Annotated in this window: 31 protein-coding genes; 20 read left to right on the top strand and 11 right to left on the bottom strand. The window is 68.5% G+C overall.

Translation table 11 applies throughout. The annotated features are described in order from the left end of the window. On the bottom strand, positions 1–251 hold a 251-nt coding region (locus DEIPI_RS38350), incomplete at its 3' end, for an MHYT domain-containing protein (RefSeq protein ID WP_045235101.1). Positions 252–724: 473 nt separating this feature from the next. On the opposite strand from DEIPI_RS38350, the gene DEIPI_RS37025 reads away from it, so the two are divergent. Beyond that, positions 725–1,267, top strand: coding sequence for a DUF2726 domain-containing protein (locus DEIPI_RS37025; protein WP_027483477.1), 543 nt, complete (start codon positions 725–727; stop codon positions 1,265–1,267). Positions 1,268–1,441: 174 nt separating this feature from the next. Here DEIPI_RS37025 and DEIPI_RS38355 read toward each other — a convergent pair whose 3' ends face one another. Both DEIPI_RS38355 and DEIPI_RS0124195 read right to left on the bottom strand, forming a co-directional pair. After that, on the bottom strand, positions 1,442–1,609 hold the full coding sequence (locus DEIPI_RS38355; protein WP_157463974.1) for a hypothetical protein: 168 nt from the start codon (positions 1,607–1,609) through the stop codon (positions 1,442–1,444). Further along, the gene (locus DEIPI_RS0124195; RefSeq protein WP_045235102.1) at positions 1,585–1,833 is read right to left on the bottom strand and encodes a hypothetical protein; all 249 of its coding nucleotides are present in this window, start codon (positions 1,831–1,833) and stop codon (positions 1,585–1,587) included. The genes DEIPI_RS38355 and DEIPI_RS0124195 overlap by 25 nt, the downstream gene beginning before the upstream one ends. A 186-nt stretch (positions 1,834–2,019) precedes the next feature. Between DEIPI_RS0124195 and DEIPI_RS36115 the strand changes: the two genes are divergently transcribed. The 6 genes from DEIPI_RS36115 to DEIPI_RS0124225 all read left to right on the top strand — a co-directional run bounded on the left by DEIPI_RS36115 (position 2,020) and on the right by DEIPI_RS0124225 (position 8,106). Next, positions 2,020–2,685, top strand: coding sequence for a DNA adenine methylase (locus DEIPI_RS36115; RefSeq protein WP_052351984.1), 666 nt, complete (start codon positions 2,020–2,022; stop codon positions 2,683–2,685). Positions 2,686–2,780: 95 nt separating this feature from the next. Further along, the gene (locus tag DEIPI_RS38360) at positions 2,781–3,200 is read left to right on the top strand and encodes a hypothetical protein (RefSeq protein WP_157463975.1); all 420 of its coding nucleotides are present in this window, start codon (positions 2,781–2,783) and stop codon (positions 3,198–3,200) included. A gap of 59 nt (positions 3,201–3,259) precedes the next feature. Beyond that, positions 3,260–3,748 carry a hypothetical protein gene (locus DEIPI_RS0124205; protein ID WP_157463977.1) on the top strand — a complete coding sequence of 163 codons (489 nt, stop codon included), beginning with the start codon at positions 3,260–3,262 and terminating at the stop codon, positions 3,746–3,748. 901 nt (positions 3,749–4,649) lie between these two features. Beyond that, positions 4,650–6,080: a hypothetical protein gene (locus tag DEIPI_RS0124215; protein ID WP_027483480.1), complete on the top strand. Its 1,431-nt coding sequence runs from the start codon at positions 4,650–4,652 to the stop codon at positions 6,078–6,080. Between the two features lie 430 nt (positions 6,081–6,510). Beyond that, positions 6,511–7,719, top strand: coding sequence for a hypothetical protein (locus DEIPI_RS0124220; RefSeq protein ID WP_027483481.1), 1,209 nt, complete (start codon positions 6,511–6,513; stop codon positions 7,717–7,719). Positions 7,720–7,893: 174 nt separating this feature from the next. Further along, positions 7,894–8,106 (top strand): hypothetical protein, encoded by a 213-nt coding sequence (locus DEIPI_RS0124225; RefSeq protein WP_169737207.1) that lies wholly within the window; start codon positions 7,894–7,896, stop codon positions 8,104–8,106. Positions 8,107–8,604: 498 nt separating this feature from the next. Here the strand turns inward: DEIPI_RS0124225 and DEIPI_RS41065 are convergent, their stop codons facing one another. Next, positions 8,605–9,195 (bottom strand): hypothetical protein, encoded by a 591-nt coding sequence (locus tag DEIPI_RS41065; protein ID WP_211238353.1) that lies wholly within the window; start codon positions 9,193–9,195, stop codon positions 8,605–8,607. A gap of 65 nt (positions 9,196–9,260) precedes the next feature. Further along, positions 9,261–9,728, bottom strand: coding sequence for a hypothetical protein (locus DEIPI_RS0124235; RefSeq protein ID WP_027483484.1), 468 nt, complete (start codon positions 9,726–9,728; stop codon positions 9,261–9,263). Between the two features lie 118 nt (positions 9,729–9,846). Here DEIPI_RS0124235 and DEIPI_RS41070 point away from each other — a divergent pair, with 118 nt between their 5' ends. After that, positions 9,847–10,224, top strand: coding sequence for a hypothetical protein (locus DEIPI_RS41070; protein WP_211238354.1), 378 nt, complete (start codon positions 9,847–9,849; stop codon positions 10,222–10,224). A 314-nt stretch (positions 10,225–10,538) separates the two neighbouring features. Here the strand turns inward: DEIPI_RS41070 and DEIPI_RS0124245 are convergent, their stop codons facing one another. Continuing rightward, complete coding sequence (locus DEIPI_RS0124245; protein WP_157463981.1) at positions 10,539–10,796, bottom strand: hypothetical protein; 258 nt, start codon at positions 10,794–10,796, stop codon at positions 10,539–10,541. Between the two features lie 196 nt (positions 10,797–10,992). On the opposite strand from DEIPI_RS0124245, the gene DEIPI_RS37030 reads away from it, so the two are divergent. Continuing rightward, a complete protein-coding gene (locus DEIPI_RS37030) occupies positions 10,993–12,078 on the top strand; it encodes a DUF4291 domain-containing protein (protein WP_245588639.1) in 1,086 nt (361 codons plus the stop codon). After that, on the top strand, positions 12,075–12,827 hold the full coding sequence (locus tag DEIPI_RS0124255) for a hypothetical protein (protein WP_157463983.1): 753 nt from the start codon (positions 12,075–12,077) through the stop codon (positions 12,825–12,827). The genes DEIPI_RS37030 and DEIPI_RS0124255 overlap by 4 nt, the downstream gene beginning before the upstream one ends. Here the strand turns inward: DEIPI_RS0124255 and DEIPI_RS0124260 are convergent. Beyond that, positions 12,814–13,206, bottom strand: coding sequence for an Imm10 family immunity protein (locus DEIPI_RS0124260; protein WP_027483487.1), 393 nt, complete (start codon positions 13,204–13,206; stop codon positions 12,814–12,816). The two genes, DEIPI_RS0124255 and DEIPI_RS0124260, sit on opposite strands and share 14 nt — an antisense overlap. 49 nt (positions 13,207–13,255) lie before the next feature. Here DEIPI_RS0124260 and DEIPI_RS36120 point away from each other — a divergent pair, with 49 nt between their 5' ends. Together DEIPI_RS36120 and DEIPI_RS0124275 are read left to right on the top strand one after the other, a co-directional pair. Next, entirely contained in the window at positions 13,256–14,209 is a 954-nt protein-coding gene (locus DEIPI_RS36120; RefSeq protein WP_052351985.1) for a hypothetical protein, read from the top strand. Between the two features lie 211 nt (positions 14,210–14,420). Then, positions 14,421–14,831 carry a hypothetical protein gene (locus tag DEIPI_RS0124275; RefSeq protein WP_027483489.1) on the top strand — a complete coding sequence of 137 codons (411 nt, stop codon included), beginning with the start codon at positions 14,421–14,423 and terminating at the stop codon, positions 14,829–14,831. Between the two features lie 166 nt (positions 14,832–14,997). Here DEIPI_RS0124275 and DEIPI_RS34320 read toward each other — a convergent pair whose 3' ends face one another. Further along, the gene (locus DEIPI_RS34320; protein ID WP_157463985.1) at positions 14,998–15,435 is read right to left on the bottom strand and encodes a hypothetical protein; all 438 of its coding nucleotides are present in this window, start codon (positions 15,433–15,435) and stop codon (positions 14,998–15,000) included. A 34-nt stretch (positions 15,436–15,469) separates the two neighbouring features. Then, positions 15,470–16,366, bottom strand: coding sequence for an ATP-grasp domain-containing protein (locus tag DEIPI_RS0124285; RefSeq protein WP_027483490.1), 897 nt, complete (start codon positions 16,364–16,366; stop codon positions 15,470–15,472). Positions 16,367–16,462: 96 nt separating this feature from the next. Here DEIPI_RS0124285 and DEIPI_RS0124290 point away from each other — a divergent pair, with 96 nt between their 5' ends. Both DEIPI_RS0124290 and DEIPI_RS0124295 read left to right on the top strand, forming a co-directional pair. Further along, the gene (locus tag DEIPI_RS0124290) at positions 16,463–16,912 is read left to right on the top strand and encodes a hypothetical protein (protein ID WP_027483491.1); all 450 of its coding nucleotides are present in this window, start codon (positions 16,463–16,465) and stop codon (positions 16,910–16,912) included. Between the two features lie 70 nt (positions 16,913–16,982). Continuing rightward, the gene (locus tag DEIPI_RS0124295) at positions 16,983–17,486 is read left to right on the top strand and encodes a hypothetical protein (RefSeq protein WP_027483492.1); all 504 of its coding nucleotides are present in this window, start codon (positions 16,983–16,985) and stop codon (positions 17,484–17,486) included. Positions 17,487–17,497: 11 nt separating this feature from the next. On the opposite strand, the gene DEIPI_RS0124300 is transcribed toward DEIPI_RS0124295, so the two are convergent. Next, on the bottom strand, positions 17,498–18,238 hold the full coding sequence (locus DEIPI_RS0124300) for a hypothetical protein (protein ID WP_027483493.1): 741 nt from the start codon (positions 18,236–18,238) through the stop codon (positions 17,498–17,500). Further along, a complete protein-coding gene (locus tag DEIPI_RS0124305) occupies positions 18,235–18,675 on the bottom strand; it encodes a hypothetical protein (protein WP_027483494.1) in 441 nt (146 codons plus the stop codon). Before DEIPI_RS0124305 ends, DEIPI_RS0124300 begins: the two co-directional genes overlap by 4 nt. A gap of 103 nt (positions 18,676–18,778) precedes the next feature. On the opposite strand from DEIPI_RS0124305, the gene DEIPI_RS0124310 reads away from it, so the two are divergent. The 6 genes from DEIPI_RS0124310 to DEIPI_RS0124335 all read left to right on the top strand — a co-directional run bounded on the left by DEIPI_RS0124310 (position 18,779) and on the right by DEIPI_RS0124335 (position 22,318). Beyond that, the gene (locus DEIPI_RS0124310; protein WP_157463987.1) at positions 18,779–19,129 is read left to right on the top strand and encodes a DUF3969 family protein; all 351 of its coding nucleotides are present in this window, start codon (positions 18,779–18,781) and stop codon (positions 19,127–19,129) included. Between the two features lie 4 nt (positions 19,130–19,133). After that, positions 19,134–19,769 (top strand): hypothetical protein, encoded by a 636-nt coding sequence (locus tag DEIPI_RS0124315; protein WP_027483496.1) that lies wholly within the window; start codon positions 19,134–19,136, stop codon positions 19,767–19,769. A 132-nt stretch (positions 19,770–19,901) separates the two neighbouring features. Continuing rightward, entirely contained in the window at positions 19,902–20,267 is a 366-nt protein-coding gene (locus DEIPI_RS0124320; RefSeq protein WP_157463989.1) for a hypothetical protein, read from the top strand. 10 nt (positions 20,268–20,277) lie between these two features. Beyond that, positions 20,278–20,982, top strand: coding sequence for a hypothetical protein (locus tag DEIPI_RS36125; RefSeq protein ID WP_157463991.1), 705 nt, complete (start codon positions 20,278–20,280; stop codon positions 20,980–20,982). An 89-nt stretch (positions 20,983–21,071) separates the two neighbouring features. Then, entirely contained in the window at positions 21,072–21,590 is a 519-nt protein-coding gene (locus DEIPI_RS0124330) for a hypothetical protein (protein ID WP_027483499.1), read from the top strand. Further along, positions 21,587–22,318, top strand: a complete 732-nt coding sequence (locus DEIPI_RS0124335) for a hypothetical protein (protein ID WP_027483500.1) — start codon at positions 21,587–21,589, stop codon at positions 22,316–22,318. Before DEIPI_RS0124330 ends, DEIPI_RS0124335 begins: the two co-directional genes overlap by 4 nt. The last annotated feature ends 46 nt before the right edge of the window (positions 22,319–22,364 follow it).

Consider the following 22,364-nt stretch of genomic DNA (forward strand, 5'->3'; position numbering starts at 1 on the left):
CCGACGGTGGGGAGGAGGTCGTAGCCGACGGGAGCGTTGGGTTCCCAGGCGAGCATGCCGATGAAGTGCATGGCCCAGATGCCGAAGCCGAGCAGGAGGCCCTGGGTGAGGAGGTAGAAGGTGCGGGAGGCGCCGGTGCGTTGTCCGGCGCGGGTGGCGAGCTGGAGGGCGGCGAAGGAGGCGAGGGTGGCGATGATGTAGGAGAGGGTGATGTAGGTGGGGCTCCAGCTGTGGGTGAGGTGTTCGTGCATGGCGTCTCCGGGGAGGGGGTAGAGGTGAGGACGCCTCTCTCATGAAGGGAGGTGGTGTCCTACGGCGTTTCTGCCGGTGAACTCACACTAGTCGTAAATTTCTTATTGACTGCTCACGAAGGAACGATCTTCAGGGAGCATGAAGTACTTCACGCTATAGTTCTGGTTTGCACTAAGAAACAGCGTGCCAGACACCCGTCAAGGGAGCCACCGCACCCACAACCACACACCGGTCCTCATCATCCGACGACTCTTGTCAAACCCCAGACACGCTCATCCAGACAGCAACGGAAACGACCACCCTACAGCAGGCCGATCAGGCCGACGAGCACCAAACCCGCCCCAGCGAACAGCAGCAGGACCAGGACGACGAGGATCAGACGGTCACGCACCACGCGAGTGTGCCACGCACTCCCCCGCCTCCATGACGCAAGTGCGGCACGTCGTGCTGCAGAGACCGGATACCCTACGGCATGCCCGGGTTCCTCCTCCTCCTGGTCGTTGCAGCGGTCATGGCCTTCCTCTTGCTCTCCCGGAACAACAGCGGCGCCTCCTCCGGGCCCCACGGCTCCACGTCAGGCACCACGCCGCTGCCAAGCGTGCTGCCGCTCAAGACGAAGCAGTACTTCTTCTCCCGCAGCGAGAACGCCTTCTACCGCACCCTCGTCACCGCCCTCGACGGTCAGCCCTACCAGGTCTTCCCAAACGTGCGCCTCAACGACCTGTTCACCATTACAACCGAAGGCAAGGACCGGCAGGCCACGTACGCACGCCTGCGTGACAAGCACGTGGACTTCCTGATCGTCAGCACCAGCAACTACGAGCCGGTCTGCGCCATCGAACTCGACGGACCCTCCCACAACAGCGAGGTCCAGCAGAACCGGGACGCCGTCAAGGACCTCGCCTTCCGGAGTGCGCTCCTGCCATTGATTCGGCTGTCCACCAAGCAGACACACACGCCCGCCACTGTGCTCGACGCCCTCCAAGCGCACCTTCGCCTCCGCCTGCAGGCCTGACCCAAATGACAAGATCCCCGACCGCTGAGTGCGGTCGGGGGAATCTTCACTTCCTGGGCAGCTCAACACCCGCCCGAAGTCAGGAGGGGCGCGAGCCTCTCGCGCAGGTCCTCCACGGCGGCCCACTCAAGCTCCCCGAGCCGGGCCCCTTCCCTACATTCCTGCTGTGTGACGCTACTCGTCTCGCCACTCGTTCCACACAAGGCCCACGACAATCAGGATCACGCCTACCCCGCCCATCAACAAGGCGGGAAGCGCGACCGACGCGTCGTCCGCGAACAGCGCCAGTGCCGCCGCGAGGAGTACCACGCCGAGCGTCACGAGTCCGGCGTGTCCGCCCATCGCGCAACCATAGCGGACGACCACATGAGAGGCGCGACCAGCGCCGCAGCCGACTCCCGCGCTCCTCGGGCTGAGCAGCCGTCCACCCAGCGCCCGGAGAGGTCGACCGTGACGCCGGTTCGCGCCTCCTGAACGAACGCCTCCAGGTCCTCGATCAGCATGCCCACAAGCAGCACGCTCGCCATCGGCACGTACGTCAGGGTCAGCACGAACAACTCGCCCACCGTTGAACGGGATTCGCGTCGAGCAGCAAGCAGGCATGCCGGGCTGCGCGCAAAGCTCCAGACGCGATACGTGGACCGTCGAACAGTTGCAGGAGCTCACGAGCGTGTCGTGCGTTCGGTTCGTCGGTCTCGGGCCACGGGCGGCCTCCTGCTGCTCGTTGAGGTGGAGTCGAGCAGCACCTGCAGTTGCTCAACGAGGAAGGACAGCGGGAGCACCTCGGCGCTCCTGACGTGCCGGAGGACGAGCACGACGAGTTCACGCACCGCGGGCGCTTCTTCCTGACGGGCGAGGGTCTGGAAGACCCGAGTGTGGGCGAAGCGTCTGCGTTCAGCGCGTGGGCGCTCGAAGAGCTGGAGCAGATCGCGGGCGTCGAGTACCTGCGCGAGCTGCGCGACCAGCCTTTCGAGCTCGCGGACGCCCTCAGCCTTACCCCCTGGTCACGAGCTAAGTACGAGGCGTGCGCGGACGGTCTGTTCGCCCCTGACGTCACGCCACTGGAGCGCGCCCGCCGGTTCGTCGTCAGCTGGCAGCAGTTCAGCACCCGCCGCCCCGAGGTCGGCACGCGCAACGGCTGGCCCTCCCGCACGCCCGCCGGGCCGTCCCCGACGTCCGTGTGGTCCAAGCTCCCGGACCGCGTCACGGCCGCCGCGGCCCGGCTCCTCCAGGCAAAGCTCGAATGCCGCCCCGCCCTCGACGTCCTCGCGAACGTGGCGGATCCGCACGTCCTCGTCTACGCGGATCCGCCGTACCTCGACGACGGGTACGACGCAGGAAGTGCCGCTCATCCGTTCCGATCCTGCTGGGGCCAAGTCCAGGATGCGCAGGTCATGGTCGCCATCGTTGGGCCCTGACAAGGCACCACCACGCTGCCCTCGCACCATCCGTACATCATCAACGCGCCTCTATCATGCCCGGCAGCGATTGACGAGCAGGTCAGGGAGGCAGCATGAAGCAACGAATCTCAATCCCGACGGGTTTGATCCTCTCTTTACTGGTGATGGGTTGCGGCTCGACCTCGCACCCTGTCGACGTAACCGGGTACTGGGTAGGGAATCGACTTGGTCCAACGCAGCCGATGACCTACCGACTGTTCGTGGAGCAGTCCGGGACCTCCATCACGGGTGAACTCGAGATCCCGCTCGATCCGACGGACCCACTGTCGCCGTGGGATTACGTCGGAGACCTGAACGGTGAGGTGAGGGGGGCCGGGGTTGTCTTCACGGTCCTGGGAGTCCGGGAGAACGCGGGGAAACGCATCGAATTTTCGGGTGAGGTCAATGGCGGACAACTTGCAGGGCGTTTCGTGTCTGAAGTGGAGTCGAAAGTGCCGTCGGGACCTGCTCTTGCGTGGCAAAAAGCGCAGTGACGCGGTTGGGACGTCGACCGATAAGACCGAGTCATGGCCTCTCCGTCGTACAGTCAAGTATGAACCGCTTGGTGCTGCTGGCTGTACTGCTCAGTTCGTCCGCGCTGGCCGCTCGTCCGCTCATCCCGGCCAAGATGATCGCGCCGGACGTCCTGCAGGTCAGCAGCAGTGCCCTCGCGGACACCGAGAACGCGAACGTCGTGAGTGAGGACCTCCCGAACCTCACGCGCCTGGCCCTGAGGGGCCTCCCGACGAACGCCCTGCTGATCGAGCAGTGCCAGAGCGCAGTCAAGCGCACCAAGGTGGACAAGGGCACGTTCATCACCATCGAGTTCAAGCAGGAACCCAAGCCGATCTACCTTCTGCAGGGCGGCGTGTACCGGGTGATGGGGAACGCCCAAACCCCAGGATTGTTCGGCCCGAACCCCTACAAGTACGTCTGTCACAGCGTCTTCACCGGCAACGAAAAGGGCGGCTTCTTGTACACGCGGATGAGTCTCACCAGAGGCACGTACCCCGACGACTGGCTCTACCCCTTCGGACGCTGACACGAAGGGACGATGGTCGTGTCACCTGATCGTCAGCTCCTCGCCTGAACGCAGGGCAGTGCGCTGCCAGGGTCTCCTTGAAGCGACCCTGGCGGCGCACTGCCCTGCGCTCACGGTCCGGTCAAGGTCCGTGTGAGGACCGTCCGTTCGCCCTCAACCAAGGTGATCGTGGCGGCGCTGACGTCGACATGCAGCAGGACGACGCGCCACAACACCTCATCGTCCATGCAACCCACACGAGTCGACGCGGATGCTCAGCGCGACCGGCAACCACTCACGCAGGACGATGAGCAGAGCACTCGTCGCTGCGGGTCACGCGTCCTCACCCTCAACGACGCGCGCTGGGGAGCCTTCAGTCCGGGAAGAAGACCGCGAACGGCATGAACACGAAGAGCGCCGCGAGGATCGCGAGGTCCGGTTCCAAGTCAGAGGAACATCAGACGTCGTGTTCGCGTGGAGCGCAGGGACGCGGTGGAAGCGGACGCAGCCATCCTGTTATGCGGAAATGTTTGCAGGTATCCATCACCGCCTCGAAGACGACCCGTGCGAGTCCAGCGCGCGAACGCTCGCGTTCGGGACATAGGCACGCGCTGACGGAGCGTCGTCTTCGTTCCCGGGGCGTCGCACGCGTGCCCGGCGTGGCGGCGGGACCCGTGGCGACCAGGGCGGCGTGGACACCTGCCGAGCGCACTTGACGCATTTTCGGAGGTGATTCGTGGTACGCGCCTCCGTATGCCGGAGGTGTGAACGCCCGTTCGGACGGTGTCCCGGTGTGCGTGACCGTGACGTGCGCTCGCGCCGTATTTTTTCGACACCTGCCGAGCGCACTCCAGGCCGGGGGGAAGCACATGGTAAAGTTCATTCTGATGTCGCAACGCGAATCGCGCCGGAGCGTGACCTGATGGCGCGCACGAAGCTGCCTCCGCTGGAGGGCATGCTGGACGTGGTCACGCGCTGGCTCGCGCGGACCAGTCCGGACGCGCCGGAACTCGCCGCGCTCGAACGGCACGACTACACGATCCTGAAGCTCGACGGCGTCCCGCTCGACGAGAGCGTGAAGCGGCACTACCTCGCGTGGAGTTTCGTGGAGCTCCTCGATCGTTCGGGCGTGCCCGTTCCGACCGCGACGGTGGACCTGATGCTCGCCGGGGTGAGTGACGAGGACGCGCCGCGCGTGCTGCTCGACGAGCACCGCGTGGTGTTCGCCGCGCCGCTCGGGGTGTACTATCAGCTGCCGTACCGGGCGCCGAAGAAGAGCCTGGAGCACGCGACGACGCTCGGGTTGATCGCCGCGGCGCCTGTCACGCCCTCGCGTGGTGACGCGGGTCTGCTGGTGGGCCTGGGGGACGTGCGGAGCGTGCTGGTGGACCGCGCGTCTCGCAGTCCTGACGGGTGGGATCCGGAGAAGTTGACGTTCAAGGACGCGTACAGTCGCGGGCTGCTGATCGAGTACACGGATTCGGTGAGTCCGCCGGAGCAGCTGCGGCAGCAACTGCTCGCGCTCGATCCGCGCACGTCGGACGTGTGGCGGCTCTTGACGGCGAAGGCGCTCGAGACGGAACGGGAGGACTTCTACAAGCCCGTGACGCTCTACCCGGACGAACTGGCGCACGCGTTGGGCTTCAAGCCGCACCCGAACGGTCACGTGCGTCCGAAGGACCTAGTGCGCTGCACGGAAGCCTTGATGCACCTGGAGCGGATGTGGCTGTACGTGTCGAAGGACGGTCAGCAGCACCTGACGTACGGGGAGACGCGTCAGGCGCGCGGGAAACGCGTCGTGGCGGTGATGGAGAAGGGGGAGGACCGCATCGCGGAAGGTCAGGCGATTCCGAGTTACTGGCGGGTGGCGCTGGGCGAGTGGGCGCAGGTGTTCACGCGGGAGTTCGCGCCGATCTTCCGGTCGCTGGTGGAGTTGCCCGCGAACGTCGCAGCGAACGTGTACGCCAAGCAGCTTGGGACGGAACTGGCGTACCTGTACCGTGAAAGTGCCGGTGAGGGCGCCGAGCGGCGCCTGTCGATGGGTGAACTGCTGGGCCGCGCGGGGTTGTTGCGTGAGGCGGCGGCGTGGCGTAAGCGGCGGCGGGTGACGGAGTTCGTCGCGCGGGTCGAGGAGACGCTGGACGCGCTGCGCGAACACGGGGTGCACGCGGGCTGGTCATACGACGCGGCGAGTGAGGTGGAGTTGCGCGCGGCGGGTGGGAAACGCACGTACTTCGATACGTTCCTCGCGTCGGTGGTCGTGGTGGTGGTGCCGGAGAACGTGCTGGCATCGTTCCGGTCGCTCGCGTCGAGCGCGGGTTCACGCTGGAATGGTGAGCGCGAGTCGTCCTGACCTTCCCCGTCAGGAGCGTGGACTCCTGCCTACCGGGTCGTCTGTTCGACAACTGGTGAGCGCACTTACCGCTTTTTTCGACACCTGGTGAGCGCGTTCCGCGCTTTTTTCCGACACCTGCCGGGCGCGTTTCACGTTTTTTCTCGACACCTGCCGAGCGCAATCACCGTATTTTCTCGACACCTGACGAGCGCACTTCACCGCGCGAATCACGTTGTACGTCGTGCTGAAGCACGTTTTCCGTTTTTCGATCTCTTGATCCGGATGTGGGCCCGTCATGGCCCTCGCGAGGTGCTCCTGACGGTCCGAGGGAAAAATCGCGTGTGCTACGCTCGTCGCGTACCTCCCCGCGTGTCGGGGTTGACCTTCCGCAGCCTGGTCGTTCTGCCCGTGCCGCGCCGCTCTCCAGCGTGTGGCCCGGTGGGTCGTCGTGCGCCTCAGCACGCTGGAGTTCATGGTGTCGAGCGAGTCCGAGTCCGCGCTGTCGTTGCTGGAGCAGCTCCGTGCGTTGCACGGGGACGCGCTGGCGGACAGTCTGCGCGACTTCTGCGACGACGCGGCTGCGCCCTCGTCCTCGTCCTCGTCCGAGAACGAGGGGAGGTTCGATTTTCTGGACGAGGACGTCCCTTCACAGGTGGGTGCGTTGGAGGTGCTCGCGCCGGAGGCGTACTGGGTGCGGGCGGAACGGTTGCTGCGCGGCGTGCGTGGGGAGTTGGGGACGTTGTACGGGCCGCTCACGGCGATCCTGACGTTGGCGTTGGTGCATGAGCGTGAGGGGGAGCGGGTGTCTCGGTTCGTGGCGCCCTTGTGGTTGGTGGGGGCGTTGTGCGGGTTGTCGCGTGACCGTGTGGAGGAGGTGCTGCACGAGCACGCGAGTCTGCTCGCGCGCTTCTGTTACCGGCGGGCGTGGGCGACGAATTACGCGCCGGTGGGGAAGCCGGATCGTGAGGTGAGGTCGCGCTGGGCAGGGCAGTTGTTCGCGGTGCCGTTGCCGGACCGTCCCTACGAGACGTCACGGTTGGGTGAGGGACCTGTGCTGGGGTGGCGGGCGCTCTTCCGGGCGGAACGATACCGTGATCTGGCGCGGGACGTGCATCGTCGGTTCACGGACGCGGGTTGGCGTAAGCGGTTTCCGCGTGAGCGGGCGCGGTACGGGGTGAGTCGTGATCCGGGGCTGCCGACGGGGAGTCGTCTGGTGCTGCTGGAGTGGGTGGTGGCGGAGCGGTTCGGTCGGGCGGCGGTGGTGGCGGCGCGTGAGCGGGAGGAGGTGCGGTTGTCGTCGACGCATGAGGTGCTCTCGGCGCTTCGTGAGGGTCCCGGGGTGGGTCGTGACGGGGTGGGGGTGTGGGCGCGCGCGGTGGCGTCGGGTCTGGCGCGGTTGCTGGGGGACGCGTCGCGTGAGCGGGTGTGGTTGTCGGTGTGCTGGGCGGCGTGGCGGGTGTCGCGTGCCGGTCTGGCGGACGGGTTCGCTCTGCTTCACGAGGCGGCGTTCGAGACGTTGGTGCGGCGTGCGGACTTGGTGTCCCGGTCGTCGTCGGGGCGTGGGGCGACGTTCAACTGGGTGCTCAACAGTTTGGGGTTGCGGGCGTTGGATCGGGAGGCGCGTCGGTTGCTTTCGGGGGTGCGTTCGGCCGCGTGAGGGTATGGGTGGTTTGATGTGGTGGAGCGGAGCCTGATGGCTCCGCTTTTTCGTGGTGTGGCATGGTCTCGCGGGGTGTCCGTGGGGTGTCCGTGGGGTTCGCGTGGTGGTCGAGGGGTTCTGGCGGGAGGTGTGGTGGCGTTTGCGGGGGTGTTGCGCGTCTTGTGGGGCGGCGTGACGCTGCGCGTTGTGTTGCGTGCCGTGTGGGGTGTGGTTCTCGTGCTCTGGGGCGCGGTGGACTTCCCCGTGATTACTGTTTTTGGTCATTTTTTTTGTTTGGGGATGGGTGGTGTGGCGGGGTGGGTGTTGTTCTTCTTTGTTTCTTACTGGTTAGACCCTGTAATTGGGGGGAAGTGGTCGGAACGGGCGGTCTTCTTAATTTTATAGAATTGAGCGCTGGATCGGTGCTGTGACGTGGGTTTCTGGGTTGCTTTGTCAGTGCCGACTCGTTGTAGGTGCGCGCCGTCCCTCTGCGAACGCGTGGTTTGAGGTTGATCGTTACGGACGTCAAGCTCCTCTCCCCTGCTGGTGCTTGGGCTGGAGCGGGGAGGGGGGTGTGGATGGGAGAGGAGGATCGACAGGATCGCCCCCCTTCGCACGCCAGGGGAAAACGCGAGCAATGGGGAGGGGAAACGTGGGGAGGAGACGGAGGAAAATACCCCTCTCCGTTCTATAAAACTTTACAGTTGTCTGGACAAGCAACACACCCCAAACGGGCAACCACCACGCCAGCAACCTCACCAACGTCCCCACCACGAACGTCCCACACCCCACGCCAACAGAGCCATCTTCCACGCACCCGCAGACCGCACGACGAACGGCACATCCTCGAAGAGCTCCTCGCCTCCCCCATCATCGTCGCTTCCTGAAGGCGAACCCGGAACGTCAACCGACCGAGGAACCCCGCGCCAACCACTCCCGCGCACGGTCCACCAGCGCATGCAGCGCCACCACCGCGTCCACCTGCTCACCCGCAGGCAGCAGCGAAGCCACCAGCAGCGCCCGCTCCACCGGACGCACCGGCGAAGCGCTCAGCAGCCGCATCGGCGCGTACTCGCCCAGCATCCACCGCACCAGCCCCCCAGGCGTGCTCGTGGCGTCCAGGAACGGCAGGAGCGCCGCACGGAACGACCTCCGGAGCGCACGACAAATCCCGAGGGCGTTCCGGTCGTACAAATGCCAGCACGGCGGCCACGCGGGGTCCAGGAGGTCCGCGCACGTCACGAACGACACCTCGAACGGTACGTCCGCCACCACAACGAAGCTCGTGCGAACCTCGAGCCGCACCTCCCACGACCGACCCGACCGCGCGGATCGAGCGTGCAAGGTCACCTTCTGCTCACCCCACGGGACCGTGCGCGCCGCCCCGACCGTCCACCCTGACACACCCACCGTCCGCGCACCTTCCCCGACGACGAACCCGACTTCGCACACGAAAGCGTCGAAGGCGTCGAGCAGCACCGCGCGCGCGTCCACGACCCCACCGTACTCCACCCTGCTCCCGCTGAGCGCGTCATGCTCGCCGCCCCTCGACCGCCCGATCAATCGAGCCGGACGTCCGCATTCAACGAGCCCAGCCACGAACGCCGCCGCGTGAACGTCACGCCACGCGCCCTGTACTCCTCCGCGCCGTCCAGCAGACCCTCCGTGGAAGACACCAGCCTCGACCCCAGCCACGTCGAGCCCGGCGCGTCACCGTAGAAGGACTGCACGCCCTCGGCGTCCGTCACGAGACGTTCGATCAGCTCGAACGCCTCCCGGGCGGACTGCTCGTGCGGCACGTCCGACCAGCCGAAGTGAGCGTGCCAGTCGGCGAAGCCCACGGTGAGCTCGTCATCCTCGGTGGAGAGCCAGAGCTGGACGTCAGGGTCGGCAGGAGAAGGCACGCTGAGCTCGAACGCGGCGCCGCCCTCGCGTTCCTGAGCGAGGGGACGCCAGTCAGGGTGCGCGCCGAACATCAGGCGCGCGAAGGGAACGGCGTGCGGCGCGAGGGGGTCGTCGCCCAGCATGCCTCAGTCTGCCACGGTCGGGGGCACGCCCGCCCGTCCGGCTCATCGCCTCGGACGCACCGCGTCGTCGAAGCCAGCTCACCCGTCGTGAAGGGACGTCTCCCCCGTATCCTGCGGTATGGCGCAGCAGGACGATCCCCTTACGGAAGCGGAACTGACCGTCATGGAACGGCGCGCGCTCGCCGCGTCCCGGGGTCCCTGGACGTCGTTCGTGGAGGGCCGCGACCACATGAGCGGGGACAGCTTCATCCGGCTGGGCGACGGCGAGGACCTCTACCTGACAGGCGGCACGCTGGCGGACCAGGACTTCGTGGCCTGCGCGCGTCAGGACCTCCCGAGGTTGATCGCGGAGGTCCGGCGTCTCCGCCAGCTCCTCGGGAGGAGGCACGCTGACGCGTCCACGTCCGAGGGGAAGTCCGGCGACCACCAGTCCTCCGGGAGCGGCTCCGGGCGGACCGTGCAGTCGAACGAGACCGAACGGCCACGACGCACCTAAAGCTCACTGTCCATGCGGTACATGGTGGGGCCGCCCATCACCACACGCCCCCCGCCCTGGACGCTCGAGAGGCCGATTCGATGTTCGCCGCGGGGGATGACGTCGCCGATTCACGCGCTCCAGTGTAGAGCGGCGCTCCGCCGCACCGACCGCCGGAGCGCCCGAAGGGCCGAACGACCCGACACCGCACCCCACGCGTGACGAGCATGTCGCCGGCCACTCCCACCCCGCGTGGAACGGGCGCGGCCGAGCGTCAGGACGTCCGGCGAGACAGCAGCGCCGGGAGCTCGGCGTCGAGGACGGCGGCGATCGCGTCACCCGTCGCGCGGAACCGCTCGGCGCGACGGGTCCACGTGTGGCGCGGGCGCGCCGTAGACGAACCCACCCCCGGGGACGGACGTCAGGACCTCCTCGTCCAGCAGGTGCGCGACGAGCGCGTACACGTCGTCGTCGAAGACGTTGACGTACCAGAGCGAACTCCACGGCTCCCGTGACGAGAAGTGCGCCGAGTCCACCATCTCGTACCCGGTGAACACGTACCCGAAGACGGGCCGCAGGGCCGCGACGGTCACGCGCATCCCTCATGGGAGGTGCGGCCGTCCGCCGTCAGGAGGGCGGTCATGCAGGAAGCATAGGCCGCCGCGCCGCACTCCTCACGCTCATCCGAGGACCGGACTCGACGGGTTCGGCGGACGCTCAACCTACGTCGTGCAGGCCTTCACGCGCAGGTCGGTCTCCGCCAGGAAGCGCACCCACCAGCGAGGAGCCGTGGAGGAGAATGCCTTCGTGCCCCTCCCGACCGCTCCCTACCTCGAACAGCAGAGGCGCTGGCCCCGCGCGGGCCGACACGTCCTCGCGCAGCACGACGACCACAGCGTGATCGTCTACCAGGCGTACCGACCCGAGATCGGCCACTTCGCCGCGCGGCACGGGCGGTTCGGCTCCGGGTTCAGCTTCTCGCGGATGACGTGGATCAAGCCGAACTTCCTCTGGATGATGTACCGCTCCGGCTGGGGCACCAAGCCCGACCAGGAGGTCACGCTGGCCCTCACGCTTTCTCGCGTGAGCTTCGAGGCGCTCCTGCGGGACGCCGTGCCGTCCTCGTACGACCCCTCGCTGTACCCCACGCGGGAAGCGTGGCAGGACGCGGTGAGCGTGAGCGACGTGCGCGTCCAGTGGGACCCAGACCACGACCCCACCGGACGCAAGCTGGAGCGGCGCGCGTTGCAGCTCGGGCTGCGCGGGGACACGCTGCGGCGCTTCAATACCGAAATCCTCCTCGGGGTGGAGGACGTCAGCGACCTCGTGCGGACGCAGCGGGAGCACGTCACGGACCTCGCGCGGCTCGTCACGCCCGTCGAGACCCTCCTCGTGCCACGTGATCCCGCTGTGGCCGCGCGGCTGCGGCTCGACGCGTACGATGAGGACGACGTGGAGGACCCTGAGGTCGTAGAACTCGCCGCGCTGCGACGCTACGGCCTCGTGCCCGAAGTGCGTGACTTGCCCGCGATCCACGAGGCGCTCGACGCCGAGGCCGCCCGTGGGATGGACGGGCACGTGCTGAAGATGCGCGTCCACTGCCTGCAACTCTTCACGCACGGGCGCGTGGAGGACGCGCTGCGCATCTGGCGGGCGAAGGCGTCGAGTTTCGACGCCGGATGCAGCGTCGATTATCAATTCGTCTGCGGGGCGGGCGTGACCGCGACGAAAGCGAACCTGCGCGCGCTCGGCACGCCCGAGGCGCTGGACCTCCTCGCGTTCGTGGAGGCGTCCGAATCGAACGGCGGGTTCGAGGACTGGACGCCCGAGGCGCACCTCGCGTTCTACCGCGGCTACTACGGGCTGGACGCATGACCCGCATGGAACCGGACGTCTCGACCCTGTCGTGGTCGGCCGTCCTCGCCGGATGGGCGGACATGTTCCTCAGCGTCAAAGACGTCCGTGACCTCGCGCTCGACCGCATCCTGCGCGTCAAGGACGGGGAGCGGGCGCTCGTGCCGCTCTCGGACCTCGCGAGCCTCGCGGACGACGAGGACCGATCGCACGCCCTCGGGCCGCTCGGTGAGCTCGCGCGGCTCGACGGCCTCCCAGAGGTGTTCGCGCGGCGGGAGTGGGAGCTGTACCGACTGGGGTACGCCCTCTCGCACCTCACGGACGACCTCACCCCGGACGAGCCCGGCGTCTGGGCGCGCGAGCAGGTGGACACCCTGACGCTCGTATGGCGGGACCTCGGCGGGCCGCTCGACTGGCCGCTCGTGAACCCGTACGGCCGCTCGCGGGCGGAAGCGGACTACGACGAGGAGATCCTTTCCGTGGTGCTCGCGCGGCTCGACCGATGGGCGGCGCAGCAGCACGCCCTGCTGCGCGTCGTCCGCGCGCTGCTCGCGGAGGGAGGACGTGCGGGCGCTCGCGGAGGCGTCCCTGGACACGCAGCGCAACGTCGCGGCTCAGCGATCCATTCGATGTCCAGGGACGCGAGCAGTTCGATGAAGCCGCGCGCCTCAGAGGCGAGAAGCATGAAGTCGTCGCGCCCGTCCGGGTCGACGTGTCCGTGCGCCCGGCGGAGGAGGGCGCGTTTCTCGTCGGCATTCACGCGAGCGTGAGCGCGTCCGGCGCGAGGCGGTCACCGTCGAACAGACGGCGCAGACCGTCGCGCAGCATCGCCCGTTCGGTCTCGGTCAGTTCGAGCGTGACTTCGACGCCGTCCGTCTCGAACACCCGCGCGGCCACCTCGTCGAAACGCAGGACCAGCGTGCCCTTGTCTAGATGGCAGGCGGTCACGCCGCCGAAGTGCGTCACTCCACCATCGAGGACGACGCAGAACGTGTCGGAGTCCGGGTCGTCCTCGTCCGCTTCCAGCGCCTTCTGGAGTTCCACGGTGCGCTGGGGCTCGTTCGCGTCGTCCGCGAGGGCGATGAGAAAGGCGTTCAGGTCGTCGAGGTCCTCGACGGCGACGGCGCGAGCGGTGCAGCGGACGGGCATGCGCTCAGGATGGCATGCCCTCGCCACGCGCGGGCCCTACACTGACCGCGTGCCGCACGACCTCGTCTTCGCCCGGATCTTCCCGCCACCCGCGCGGCCCTCACCGCTTCTGCTCGACTTCGCCACGTGGCACGCCACATCTTACGCCGACCGGTACACCACCTACGAGCTCGTGCCCAGCCGCCTCGACGACTTCTGGATCGAGGACGGCTCGGACCTCGCGGGGCACTTCGCGCCGTTCATGCAGCTCGGGGACGGCTCGATGGTCGGTCATTGGTACCCGCACGGCCCTGCGAGCGTTGTAGCACCGATCGTGCTGCTCGGCTCGGAAGGTCAGACCGAGATCCTCGCGGACGACCTGGAAGGTCTGCTCGCCCGCATCGCGCTCGGAGCGTTCGAAGATGACGGGCCACTCGGGAGCTTCCTTCCCTTCGAAGACGACGAGGACGAGGACGAAGGGGACGCGCCCGACCTCGCCGCCTGGTTGCGCGCACGCCTCGGCCGGGAGGACCTGAACGCGCTCGTGCCCGTCCGCGGCGCTTACTCGGACTTGCAGGGTTGGATGGACGCCTGGCAGGAAGCTCGCCTCCAGGCCGCGCGGGAGGACCCCGTGCTCGTCCGCATCGGTGAGTTGCTCGAGTCGTACCGCCCCAAGGAGGCGTGGCGCACGACGGACGTCCACGTGTCGCTCGTCGGGGATCGGTACGAGGCGCGGCTCCCGCGGCACGGACCGCAACCCCTGCCCGAAGCGGCGGCGCTCGAACCGCTCCTGCGGGAAGCGCGGGCGGCGCGGGTAGCTCGCGTGCCGGAGCGGGGCGCGTGGTTCGTGGCGACCGTGCGGCTCTCGCATGACGGGACGGCGCGAATCGTCGCGGACTTCGAGCGTGAACCGGACTTCCACGAGGGTCCGCCTGGAGCGGAGGAGTACGCGGCGGACCTGCGCGCCTTTCCCCGCTCGGCGGCGTGGACGCCCGCGTGGCTGGCCGCGAAGCTGGGTTTGTGACGCCCGGCGGGCTGGACGAGGCGATCGAGGCAGGGCTGAACGCGAACGACGTCTCCGAGCCGGACATGGCGTCGTGCCCGCATGGCGGCGCGCCGCGGGAGCGCGCGTGGGGCGGGCCGCTCCCGGCGGAGGTCGTGGCCGTGTGGAGGACGCTGAGATGACACCGCCCAGTCGTGACGATGCCCGGCAAGCCCTTCGGGACATCCTTCTCATGTACGCCGAACTCACCGAAACCCGCGGCTTCTTCCATGGAACGGACACGGGCACCTTCGATCCGTACGCTTACATCGACTTGGACGACGAGCCCACGGGCGAGCCCGCCGTGGACGTCGACGTGGCGTTCCTGCGCGAAGGGTCGGTGATCGCGTTGCTGTGCGGACTGTACGACCTGTGGAACGAAGGTGAGGACCTGAACCACCCGTGGGGGCACCGCGTGCGTGACCTCGCGCGCGACGGGCGTCTGTGGCGCTTCCCGGACGTGGAGCAGGTGATCCTGGAGGCGTTCGAGCGCGACGTGACCTGGGAGGATCCGTGGCTGGACACGGCCCTCGAACCGATCTTCGAGCGATACGTGCTGGGGCGCTTCGCGGACATCGCGTCACGTCGACGCGAGCAACCTTGACCCCACGTTCCGGGTGAGCCCGACGCTGTCGAGGTTCCCAGGGTCGGACGCATCACCTCCTCGGCTTGGAGCGGTTCGTCCCGCACGCGATGCCTGTAGAGGTGCCGGTACGAGACTGACGTGCACGTCGCGCACCCGGCAGGAACGGTCGCGTCGACGTGGCTCCTCAGGGCCGGTCGGCGAGGCGTTCGAGTTCGTCGGGCGCGTCCGACCCGTCCTCGACGGTCAGGTCCGCCTCGTCCTGCGGCCACTCGATCAGCACCCAGCGCTGCCCCACCAGCGAAGCGGGCCACGCTTCGCCGCGCGCGACCACGTCCGGTTGCAGCACCCAGGTGAACCGCCCCCGCCAGCCGTCCAGCGTCACGGTCGCCTCCACCGCCTCCAGGGTGGACAGCAGGCCGGCGAGGCGTGACAGCCACGCCCGCCAGTCTTGCTCGATCTCCTTGAACGTCCCGCCGAGGAAGATCGACGGCGCCCCGTACCTCGGGGCGGGCTCCACGTGGAAGACGTCCGGGAACGACGCGTCGAAGTTGAAGTCGGCGAGGGCGCGGCGGTTGAACTCGACGTCGTCGTTGCCGCGCAGGCGGATGTGTCCGGTGACCACGGAGCGGTTCCCCATGACGTTCAGCGATTCACGTTCACGTTAGCTTCTCGAGCGCGTCGTACAGTCTCGCGCGGTCGGCGCGTTCCGGCAGGCCCGCGACCTGCCCGTCGCCGAGCTCCACCACCCGCCACGCGCCGTCCTCACGCTGCGCGACGTCCATCGTGAAGAAGCGGCTCCGCACCCGCCGCGCGACCGCATCGAACTGCGCGAGCGGCACCTCCTCGTTCCCGTACTCGCCTTCCTCCCAGTACGCGTCGCTCGTCACGACCCGCCCGTCCAGGACGAACAGCCGGTACTCGCGCGTGAGGGGCATGCCGCTCCTGGAGTGCGTCGCGAGCGCCGCGAACCGCTCGAAGGCGCGCAGCACCAGCCCTCCCTGGAACTGTTCCGCCTGCCGCGCGAGGAACGTCTCCACCACCCGCATCGCGTCGTCGTCGCTCGCGTCGGGGATGAAGCACGCCTCGGCCCACTCGTGCTTGCGGCTCTTGACGTAGTCCTTGACGATCACCGGGTGAGGACCGAAGGACGCGAGCGCCTCACGCACCGCCGCGCGGTTCACCTCAGAGGGCGTCGCGGCGGGCACCCACACGGTGCGTGGAGTGACGTCCGCGATGAGATCATAAGAAAGCGGCAGGTGGTGGGTGTGCCGGTACTGCTCGGGGGTGTTCACGAGCGTCCACCCCCGCTCGCGCAGCGCGTCGTGGAGCGCGTCGTACGTCTCGGGGCGCATCATCCACCCGCGGTACACCGCCACGCCTCCCACATCCGCGCGCGGCACCCACCGCAGCGCACGCGGGGTGTTCCCGCCGTCGAGCTCCTCGAAGTCGACGAGCGCCGCCTTGAGGCCGTGACGTTCGGCTTCGGCGAGTTCGAGGGCGTAGGCTTCGTCGGGCACGCGACCGGCGAACGGCTCGGCGGGATACAGCAGCATGCGGTCAGTGTACGGGCCGCGAGGGACGTACGAGCGGGCAGGGTCGTGTACGGTGGGCGTGATGGCTCAAGGTGCGGACTTCGGAAACGGGACGTCGTGACGACCGTCGAGCTCGCGGGAATGATCGAGCGGGCATCGCGGTTGATCGTGTACCGCGACGGCGCGCCCCTCACCGAGCTCCGGGGAGTGCTGCGGTCGCTGCTGGAGCGCGTGCTCGCCGTTCCGAACGACCTGACCTGGCCGGAGGACGTCGAGCCGATCTACAGGTACGCGGAGTTCCGCGGGCAGGTCGAGCGGGCGTGGCCGGAGCTGGGCTTCCACGACGCAGACATCGGTGGGAACCTCGACGTCGACGCGATCGTCGAGGTGGGGGACGCCATCGACGACCTGACGGACATCGCCGTCGACCTCGACAAGGCGATGCAGCTCGCGCGCGTGGACGAGGCGGGCGCGTGGTCGTGGTTGCGCTTTGCGGCGGATGTGCACTGGGGCGAGCACGTCCTCGACCTCGACCGACATCTCGCGCGCCGGGAGGGTCAGGGGTGAGCCCCCCGCCGAACGCACCTTCGAGAGCGTGGGAGGCTGCGCGCATCGCAGCGGAAGAGCAGGACCGCGCGTGAGCAGCTCGCCAGACGAGCACCGGTCTCCAGTCGCGAGCCTGGAATCGAAGGTCGCATCCGAGCTGCGTGCCGCCCTTGAAGGCCTTCCTGACGGCTCGGCGTTCGCGGTCGAACCGTCCTCGGACCTGGCGTACCTGCTGGAGCTGTACCTGCCCCATCTGCTCGCGCGGCGGTACCCGCAGTGGGCATCGGAGACCCTCGACGGTGTGTTCGTGGCTCAGGCGCGTAAGGTGGGACCGGATACGGCGGAACTCGTGGGCGCGGGCCTGCTGATGAGCGATCAGACCCTCACGCCCCTGTCCGTCCGGCTGGAGCTCGCCGAGTCGGGTGACGAGGTCGCGTCGTACCACGTGCGGCTGGGTGAACCGGGCGGTGGTCGGATGCGCGTCTCCGGACCGCTCTACGGTCGGAGCGGCGGGTTCGTGGAATCCGTCGTCGCGCGGCTGGACGACGTCGAGTGGGTGTACCGCGTGGAGGGCGGTACCGTCGAGGACGACTGAACGCCCACGTCCTACGCTCCGCCGAGCACGACCCGCAGGGCCGCCACCGCCCACCCGTAGGTCTCCACGAGCTCCTCGTCCTCGCGCTCGTACGCCCGACGTTCACCTCGTTCGAGTCGGGCGAGCGTCTCGGGACGCGCCAGCCAGATCCGCAGCTGCGCCCCCTGCCCCGGCCGGGCGTCCCAGAAGCCGTCCGTGACCAGCTCCGCGCGTTCGCTCTCAAACAGCGCGTTCACGACGCTCGCGAGGTGATCGGCGGCCGTATCGTCCGTCCGCGCTTCCCACACGTGGAGGTACGGCGCGAGGCTGAGGTTCGTCTGCGCGACCGCGCCCAACGTCGTCACGGCCCTCCAGTCGTTCGGCTCCACCCCTGTGTCCAGCACGTCCGCCCACCACGCGTCCAGGAAGGCCAGGATCGCCGCGCGCTCACGGTCGGTCCAGTCGCGCCACCCGGCCGCTTCGAGCTTCCCGAGCACGATCTCCTCGTTCGCGAGGAGTTCGCGGCGGGCGGTGAGGTCCAGCAGACGAGGCAGGGCGTATCGCAGGAGGTCCTCGTCCCCGACGGTGGTGATCGCGTGCGAGGCGTACGCGTCGAGGTCACCCGCGGGGACGTTCCGGAGGGGCAGGCGGCGCAGCGCGCCCAGCTCACGCTCCGGGTCACGGTACGGTGACATGTCCACGCGCGTGGGCAGGGTGTACGAGGAGAAGGCCTCGTAGAGTCCCTCGACCGCGGCGTGCAGCGCGCCCTTCACGCGTCCCGCGCCGCGGCGTCCCGGTACCAGGCGCGGACGCCCGGCGTGCTCGACGCGACGAGCAGCACCAGGGCGAGCAGCACGTGCAGCGCGGCCAGGCTCACCGTGACGGCTCGGGCCGAGTCGCTCGCGGCGCTCGACAGGAAGAGCGCGACGAGCAGCCCGCCGGGCATCTGCACCGCGCCGAGCACCCTCGCGGTGGTCAAGACGCCCGCGTCGCGGTAACGAAGGGCCCACGCGATCCCCACGCACAGGACCGCCCAGGTGAGGGCGCCGGCGATCACCGGACCGAAGATGATCGCGCCGATGGGCTCGCTGAGGTTGGCGAGGATCATCGCGACCAGGAAGACGGCCGTCGCCGCGGCGAGGATGCTGGTGACGAGCAGGGGCGCGGTCAGCAGCCACGGTCCGGCGTGTCCTGCGGCAGGTGAGGTCATGATGCGCCGATCGTACGAACCGTGGAGCGTGCAGATGTCCCAGGGTGACGAAGACGTCCGATGCCGCGCGTCCCGGAATGGGCGCGTGTCGTACAACGGAAGCGTGACCGAGAACGTCCGGATGACCCTCGACATGGACGTGAAGTCCAACGAGACGGTGCTGCTCACGCTCCTGCTGGGCCTGCTCGACGTCGTCGAGCGCGGTGTGGTGCACGTCGACGACGCCGAACGCATGCTGCTCCATCCCTTCCGCAACGCCCGCCTCGCCGCGCTCGGCGTCCGCCCGGAGGTCCTGGAGCTTCTCGAAGCGAGCTTCTTCCTCGGGGACACCTGGAGGCTGGGCGACGCGTCCTTCCGCAGCACCCTGAAGCAGCTCCGCGAGGGTGCCCTGATGTGCCTGACGGCCGAGTCCCCGGCGCCGCTGCGGGTGCGCCTTTCGGTCGAGGGGACCTGACGCGGTGGCCACGACCTTCGAGGTCTACCCCGGCAGTGCGGTCGCGCCCTCGTTCGAGGCGGTCCGCGCGCTCGGGGAGGAGAAACTCCACGCGTTCCTGCATGACCACGACCTCCCGGCGCGGCCACGCGTGACCGTCGAGCGGTACCGCAGTCGCATCAGCGTCTCGGGTGACGAACCCGTGGAGTTCGACGTCCACGCGCCGTTCCTCGTGCCCCACGATGAGTACGCGTGGTTCACCGTGCAGGGCGAGTCCGGCGGGACGGACGCGTCCACCCACAAGGTCCTGATGCTCACGAAGCAAGACTCTGACCTCGGCCTGCCGTTCCCGGCCGAACACCTGCTGGACGGCCGCGTGCTGGACGCGGCACGCACGGTAGGCAGCTGCTGGTCGTTCCGGCGCTCCGCCGGGCAGCCCGCGCTGGTCAACCTGCTGTACGGGACGCTCGCGTCCGCGCTGGCCGAACTCACCCTCGGGGTGGTGTACTCGGACGACGGCGCCTGGGACCACCAGGCCTTCCCCGCGCGTCCGGAGGACTTCGACCGCGTGTACCTCTGCGCGGACGCCGCGCTCACGAGCGAGGCCCGAGCGTGGAGCGAGCTGAACCTCTCCTTGCTGCGCGAGCCGATGGATTCCTGACGAGGTCGAAGGCGGGCACGGGCACGAGGTTCACGGCGGGTTCGACCACCGCGCGGCCCGAACTGACGTCGACGAAGGCACCTGCGGGTCGATGCAGGCCGAACATGTGAGCTGCCGTCGTACAGTGACGTGGTGGAGGCCCTCCTTCGAGACCACGTCCTGCCGGAACTTCCGCTCCTCGTCAGCGCGGTGGCGTGGACCGAGGACCAGGAGAACCTGAACGTGCGCGGTCCGGGGTGGTCGTTCAACACTGACGCCGCTTGGCGGGTCTTCGACGAGGCGGGACTCCTCTTCGGATGGGACAGCCCGAACGCACAAGGGGTGGCGGAACTCGTCGGCGCGCGGCTCGTGCATGTCGACGTGCAGAGCGATAGGCTCGCGCTCGACCCGGCCCTGCACTTCGACAACGGCTGGACGCTGGAGGTCTTCAGCGGTCGGCAGGACGAACCGTGGGTGTTGCGCCTGCCGGGGCTGACTCTAGTGGCGCCCGTCGTATGACCATCGGACCATGCCCCGGGGGTCCGGCGTGATGCGCGAGCACGCTGAAGGGTCCGCGTACGGCTGGATCCGCGCGGCGACCCGGCCGGATGAGTGGCGGGCGGTCGTGGGGACCCTCCTGCCGGGTGTGTACGAGGCGTACGTCAAGTTGCTGCACCCGTTCTTCCTTCCGCGTGGCGTGACGCTGGACGCCGCCCTCGCCCGGTGGCGGAGCGACGTGACGACCGGGGAAATCGACCCTTCCGCCTCGCACAGTAAGTCGCCCGGGTGGGACCGGCTGTCGTGGCGGGACCTGCTGGGGGCCCTGCGCCTCCCGCTCACGCCCGAGGTGGACGAGGACGTCGTGCCGGACATTCCCGACCTGAGGTATCCCTTCGTGGGCGTGCCAGACCCCGCGACCCTGCGGGCGCTCGGGCGGGTGCTGACGCCCTTCACGAGCGGGGAGTGCCTGCTGAGGCTCGGCGAACTCGGCGGGGCGGACGTGGTGCTCGAAGGGACGCTCGCGGACGTCGTCGACCACCTGACCCTGGGCGTGGGCGGCGACCTCGTGATGTGGTGGCCGGCAGACCGCGCGTGGTGCGTGGCCGCGCACGAAGCGGCAGAGTTCACGCTGGTCGGGGGCAGCGAGCCGCTCGCGCGGGCGCTACTGGCGTGCGCGGACCTGGAGGTCCTTCGGGTCGAGCTCACGACGAGCCTGCGCAGCGACGGGGATTGAGGGAGACGCGGCCCGGTCTTGGTCGCCCGTGCGTTCCCACGAGCGGGTCCGATGGTGTTCAAGGCCCGCCGTGTTCGGTAGGCTCGGGCATGACGATCATCCCGGACGAGGCGCTCTACCGGTCGCTGGCCGCCGGAGGCGCTACGCCCGTGGACGTGGCGCGTGAGGCGCGGCGACGCGGGGTGCCGGCGATGAGGGTGATCCTACTGATGCAAAGGGTGTTCGACCTGTCACTCGTGGACAGCAAGGACGCGTACGTGCAGGCCGAGTACGGCGTCACCTTGTACGAGTACCAGGGGCAGCTCGGGGAGATGGTCGAGGCCGAAGCCCGGCAATCTGAACTCGACCCGGCGTGGGAGGACACGCTGACGCGGGTGCGGGACGTGCTGAGACAGGGCGGGAGCGTGGAGGACGTGTTGCGTCTGCTGCGGAGCGCCGGGTACGGGAAGATCGACGCCATGCGCGTGTTGAAAATCCTCGGCGTGATGGAACTCCGGGAAGCGAAGCGCGCCGTGCACCTCAGCGATGCCTGGGCGGACCAGCGCGCCCGCGACGACGAGCTGCACGACGAAGTCGAGCGGGCGCTCAGGAACGAGGATCAGGCGTGAGCTTCTCCCCTCAGGAACTCGCACTCAAGGCGCAACTCGACCACACGGGCGTCCCGGCGGAAGTGGGTGCTCGCATCGCCAAGCAGAGCGGGCTGGGCGCGGCGCGGGCCGTGCGGGTCCTACATGCCGTGCTGGGCTTGAGCGTCGAGGAGATCACGGCGGTCGTTCGGCGCGAGTACGCCCGGTGGGAGCCGTCCGGACGTGAGGAGGACGTCGGCTTCGAGAACATCACGATGGACGCGCCGCCCGTGCCCGCCTGGGCGGGCGTGCCGATGCGCCGCGCGAACTTCGAGGTGGCGGACAGCATGATCGAGTTCGGGCAGGACGGCCGGTGGTACGACCTGCACAACGCGTTCGACTTCACGAGCCTGACGTACGACGTCACGGCGCGGACGCTGCGACTGTCCTGGGTTCGGTCGCCGAGGTATGGCTCGTCCGAGGACCCCGCGACGCTGGAGTTGCGCTTCAACGACGTGGACTACCTCGTGGTGCATCCGCGCGATCCTGACATGCCGCCCGACGAGGACCTGACCCTGGAGCACGTCGGGTACCTCAGCCCGGACCTGCTCGGCCAAGCAGAGTGGTTCGTCAACGACGTCCTGATTCGGACGTACGACCACCCGGTGGAGCAGTACCCGATGCTGATCGCCTTCCACGGTGGGCAGCGGGTCGTCGTGCACGCTCGCGAGATCAGCCTCCACGTGGGTGACAGCGGGGAGGGAGCATGAACCGGACACGACGGAGGCGCCTGTACTCGCCGAGAGGCGTCGTCCA

It is taken from the genome of Deinococcus pimensis DSM 21231 (assembly GCF_000519345.1).
GTDB lineage: Bacteria > Deinococcota > Deinococci > Deinococcales > Deinococcaceae > Deinococcus_A > Deinococcus_A pimensis.

What these genes read in the sequence shown, in the direction of transcription:
- DEIPI_RS37025 (WP_027483477.1), top strand. Translation starts at nt 725, where the DNA reads ATGCCCGGGTTCCTCCTCCTCCTGGTCGTTGCAGCGGTCATGGCCTTC.
- DEIPI_RS38355 (WP_157463974.1), bottom strand. Translation starts at nt 1,609, where the DNA reads ATGGGCGGACACGCCGGACTCGTGACGCTCGGCGTGGTACTCCTCGCG.
- DEIPI_RS38360 (WP_157463975.1), top strand. Translation starts at nt 2,781, where the DNA reads ATGAAGCAACGAATCTCAATCCCGACGGGTTTGATCCTCTCTTTACTG.
- DEIPI_RS0124205 (WP_157463977.1), top strand. Translation starts at nt 3,260, where the DNA reads ATGAACCGCTTGGTGCTGCTGGCTGTACTGCTCAGTTCGTCCGCGCTG.
- DEIPI_RS0124215 (WP_027483480.1), top strand. Translation starts at nt 4,650, where the DNA reads ATGGCGCGCACGAAGCTGCCTCCGCTGGAGGGCATGCTGGACGTGGTC.
- DEIPI_RS0124235 (WP_027483484.1), bottom strand. Translation starts at nt 9,728, where the DNA reads ATGCTGGGCGACGACCCCCTCGCGCCGCACGCCGTTCCCTTCGCGCGC.
- DEIPI_RS41070 (WP_211238354.1), top strand. Translation starts at nt 9,847, where the DNA reads ATGGCGCAGCAGGACGATCCCCTTACGGAAGCGGAACTGACCGTCATG.
- DEIPI_RS0124255 (WP_157463983.1), top strand. Translation starts at nt 12,075, where the DNA reads ATGACCCGCATGGAACCGGACGTCTCGACCCTGTCGTGGTCGGCCGTC.
- DEIPI_RS0124260 (WP_027483487.1), bottom strand. Translation starts at nt 13,206, where the DNA reads ATGCCCGTCCGCTGCACCGCTCGCGCCGTCGCCGTCGAGGACCTCGAC.
- DEIPI_RS0124275 (WP_027483489.1), top strand. Translation starts at nt 14,421, where the DNA reads ATGTACGCCGAACTCACCGAAACCCGCGGCTTCTTCCATGGAACGGAC.
- DEIPI_RS0124285 (WP_027483490.1), bottom strand. Translation starts at nt 16,366, where the DNA reads ATGCTGCTGTATCCCGCCGAGCCGTTCGCCGGTCGCGTGCCCGACGAA.
- DEIPI_RS0124305 (WP_027483494.1), bottom strand. Translation starts at nt 18,675, where the DNA reads ATGACCTCACCTGCCGCAGGACACGCCGGACCGTGGCTGCTGACCGCG.
- DEIPI_RS36125 (WP_157463991.1), top strand. Translation starts at nt 20,278, where the DNA reads ATGCCCCGGGGGTCCGGCGTGATGCGCGAGCACGCTGAAGGGTCCGCG.
- DEIPI_RS0124330 (WP_027483499.1), top strand. Translation starts at nt 21,072, where the DNA reads ATGACGATCATCCCGGACGAGGCGCTCTACCGGTCGCTGGCCGCCGGA.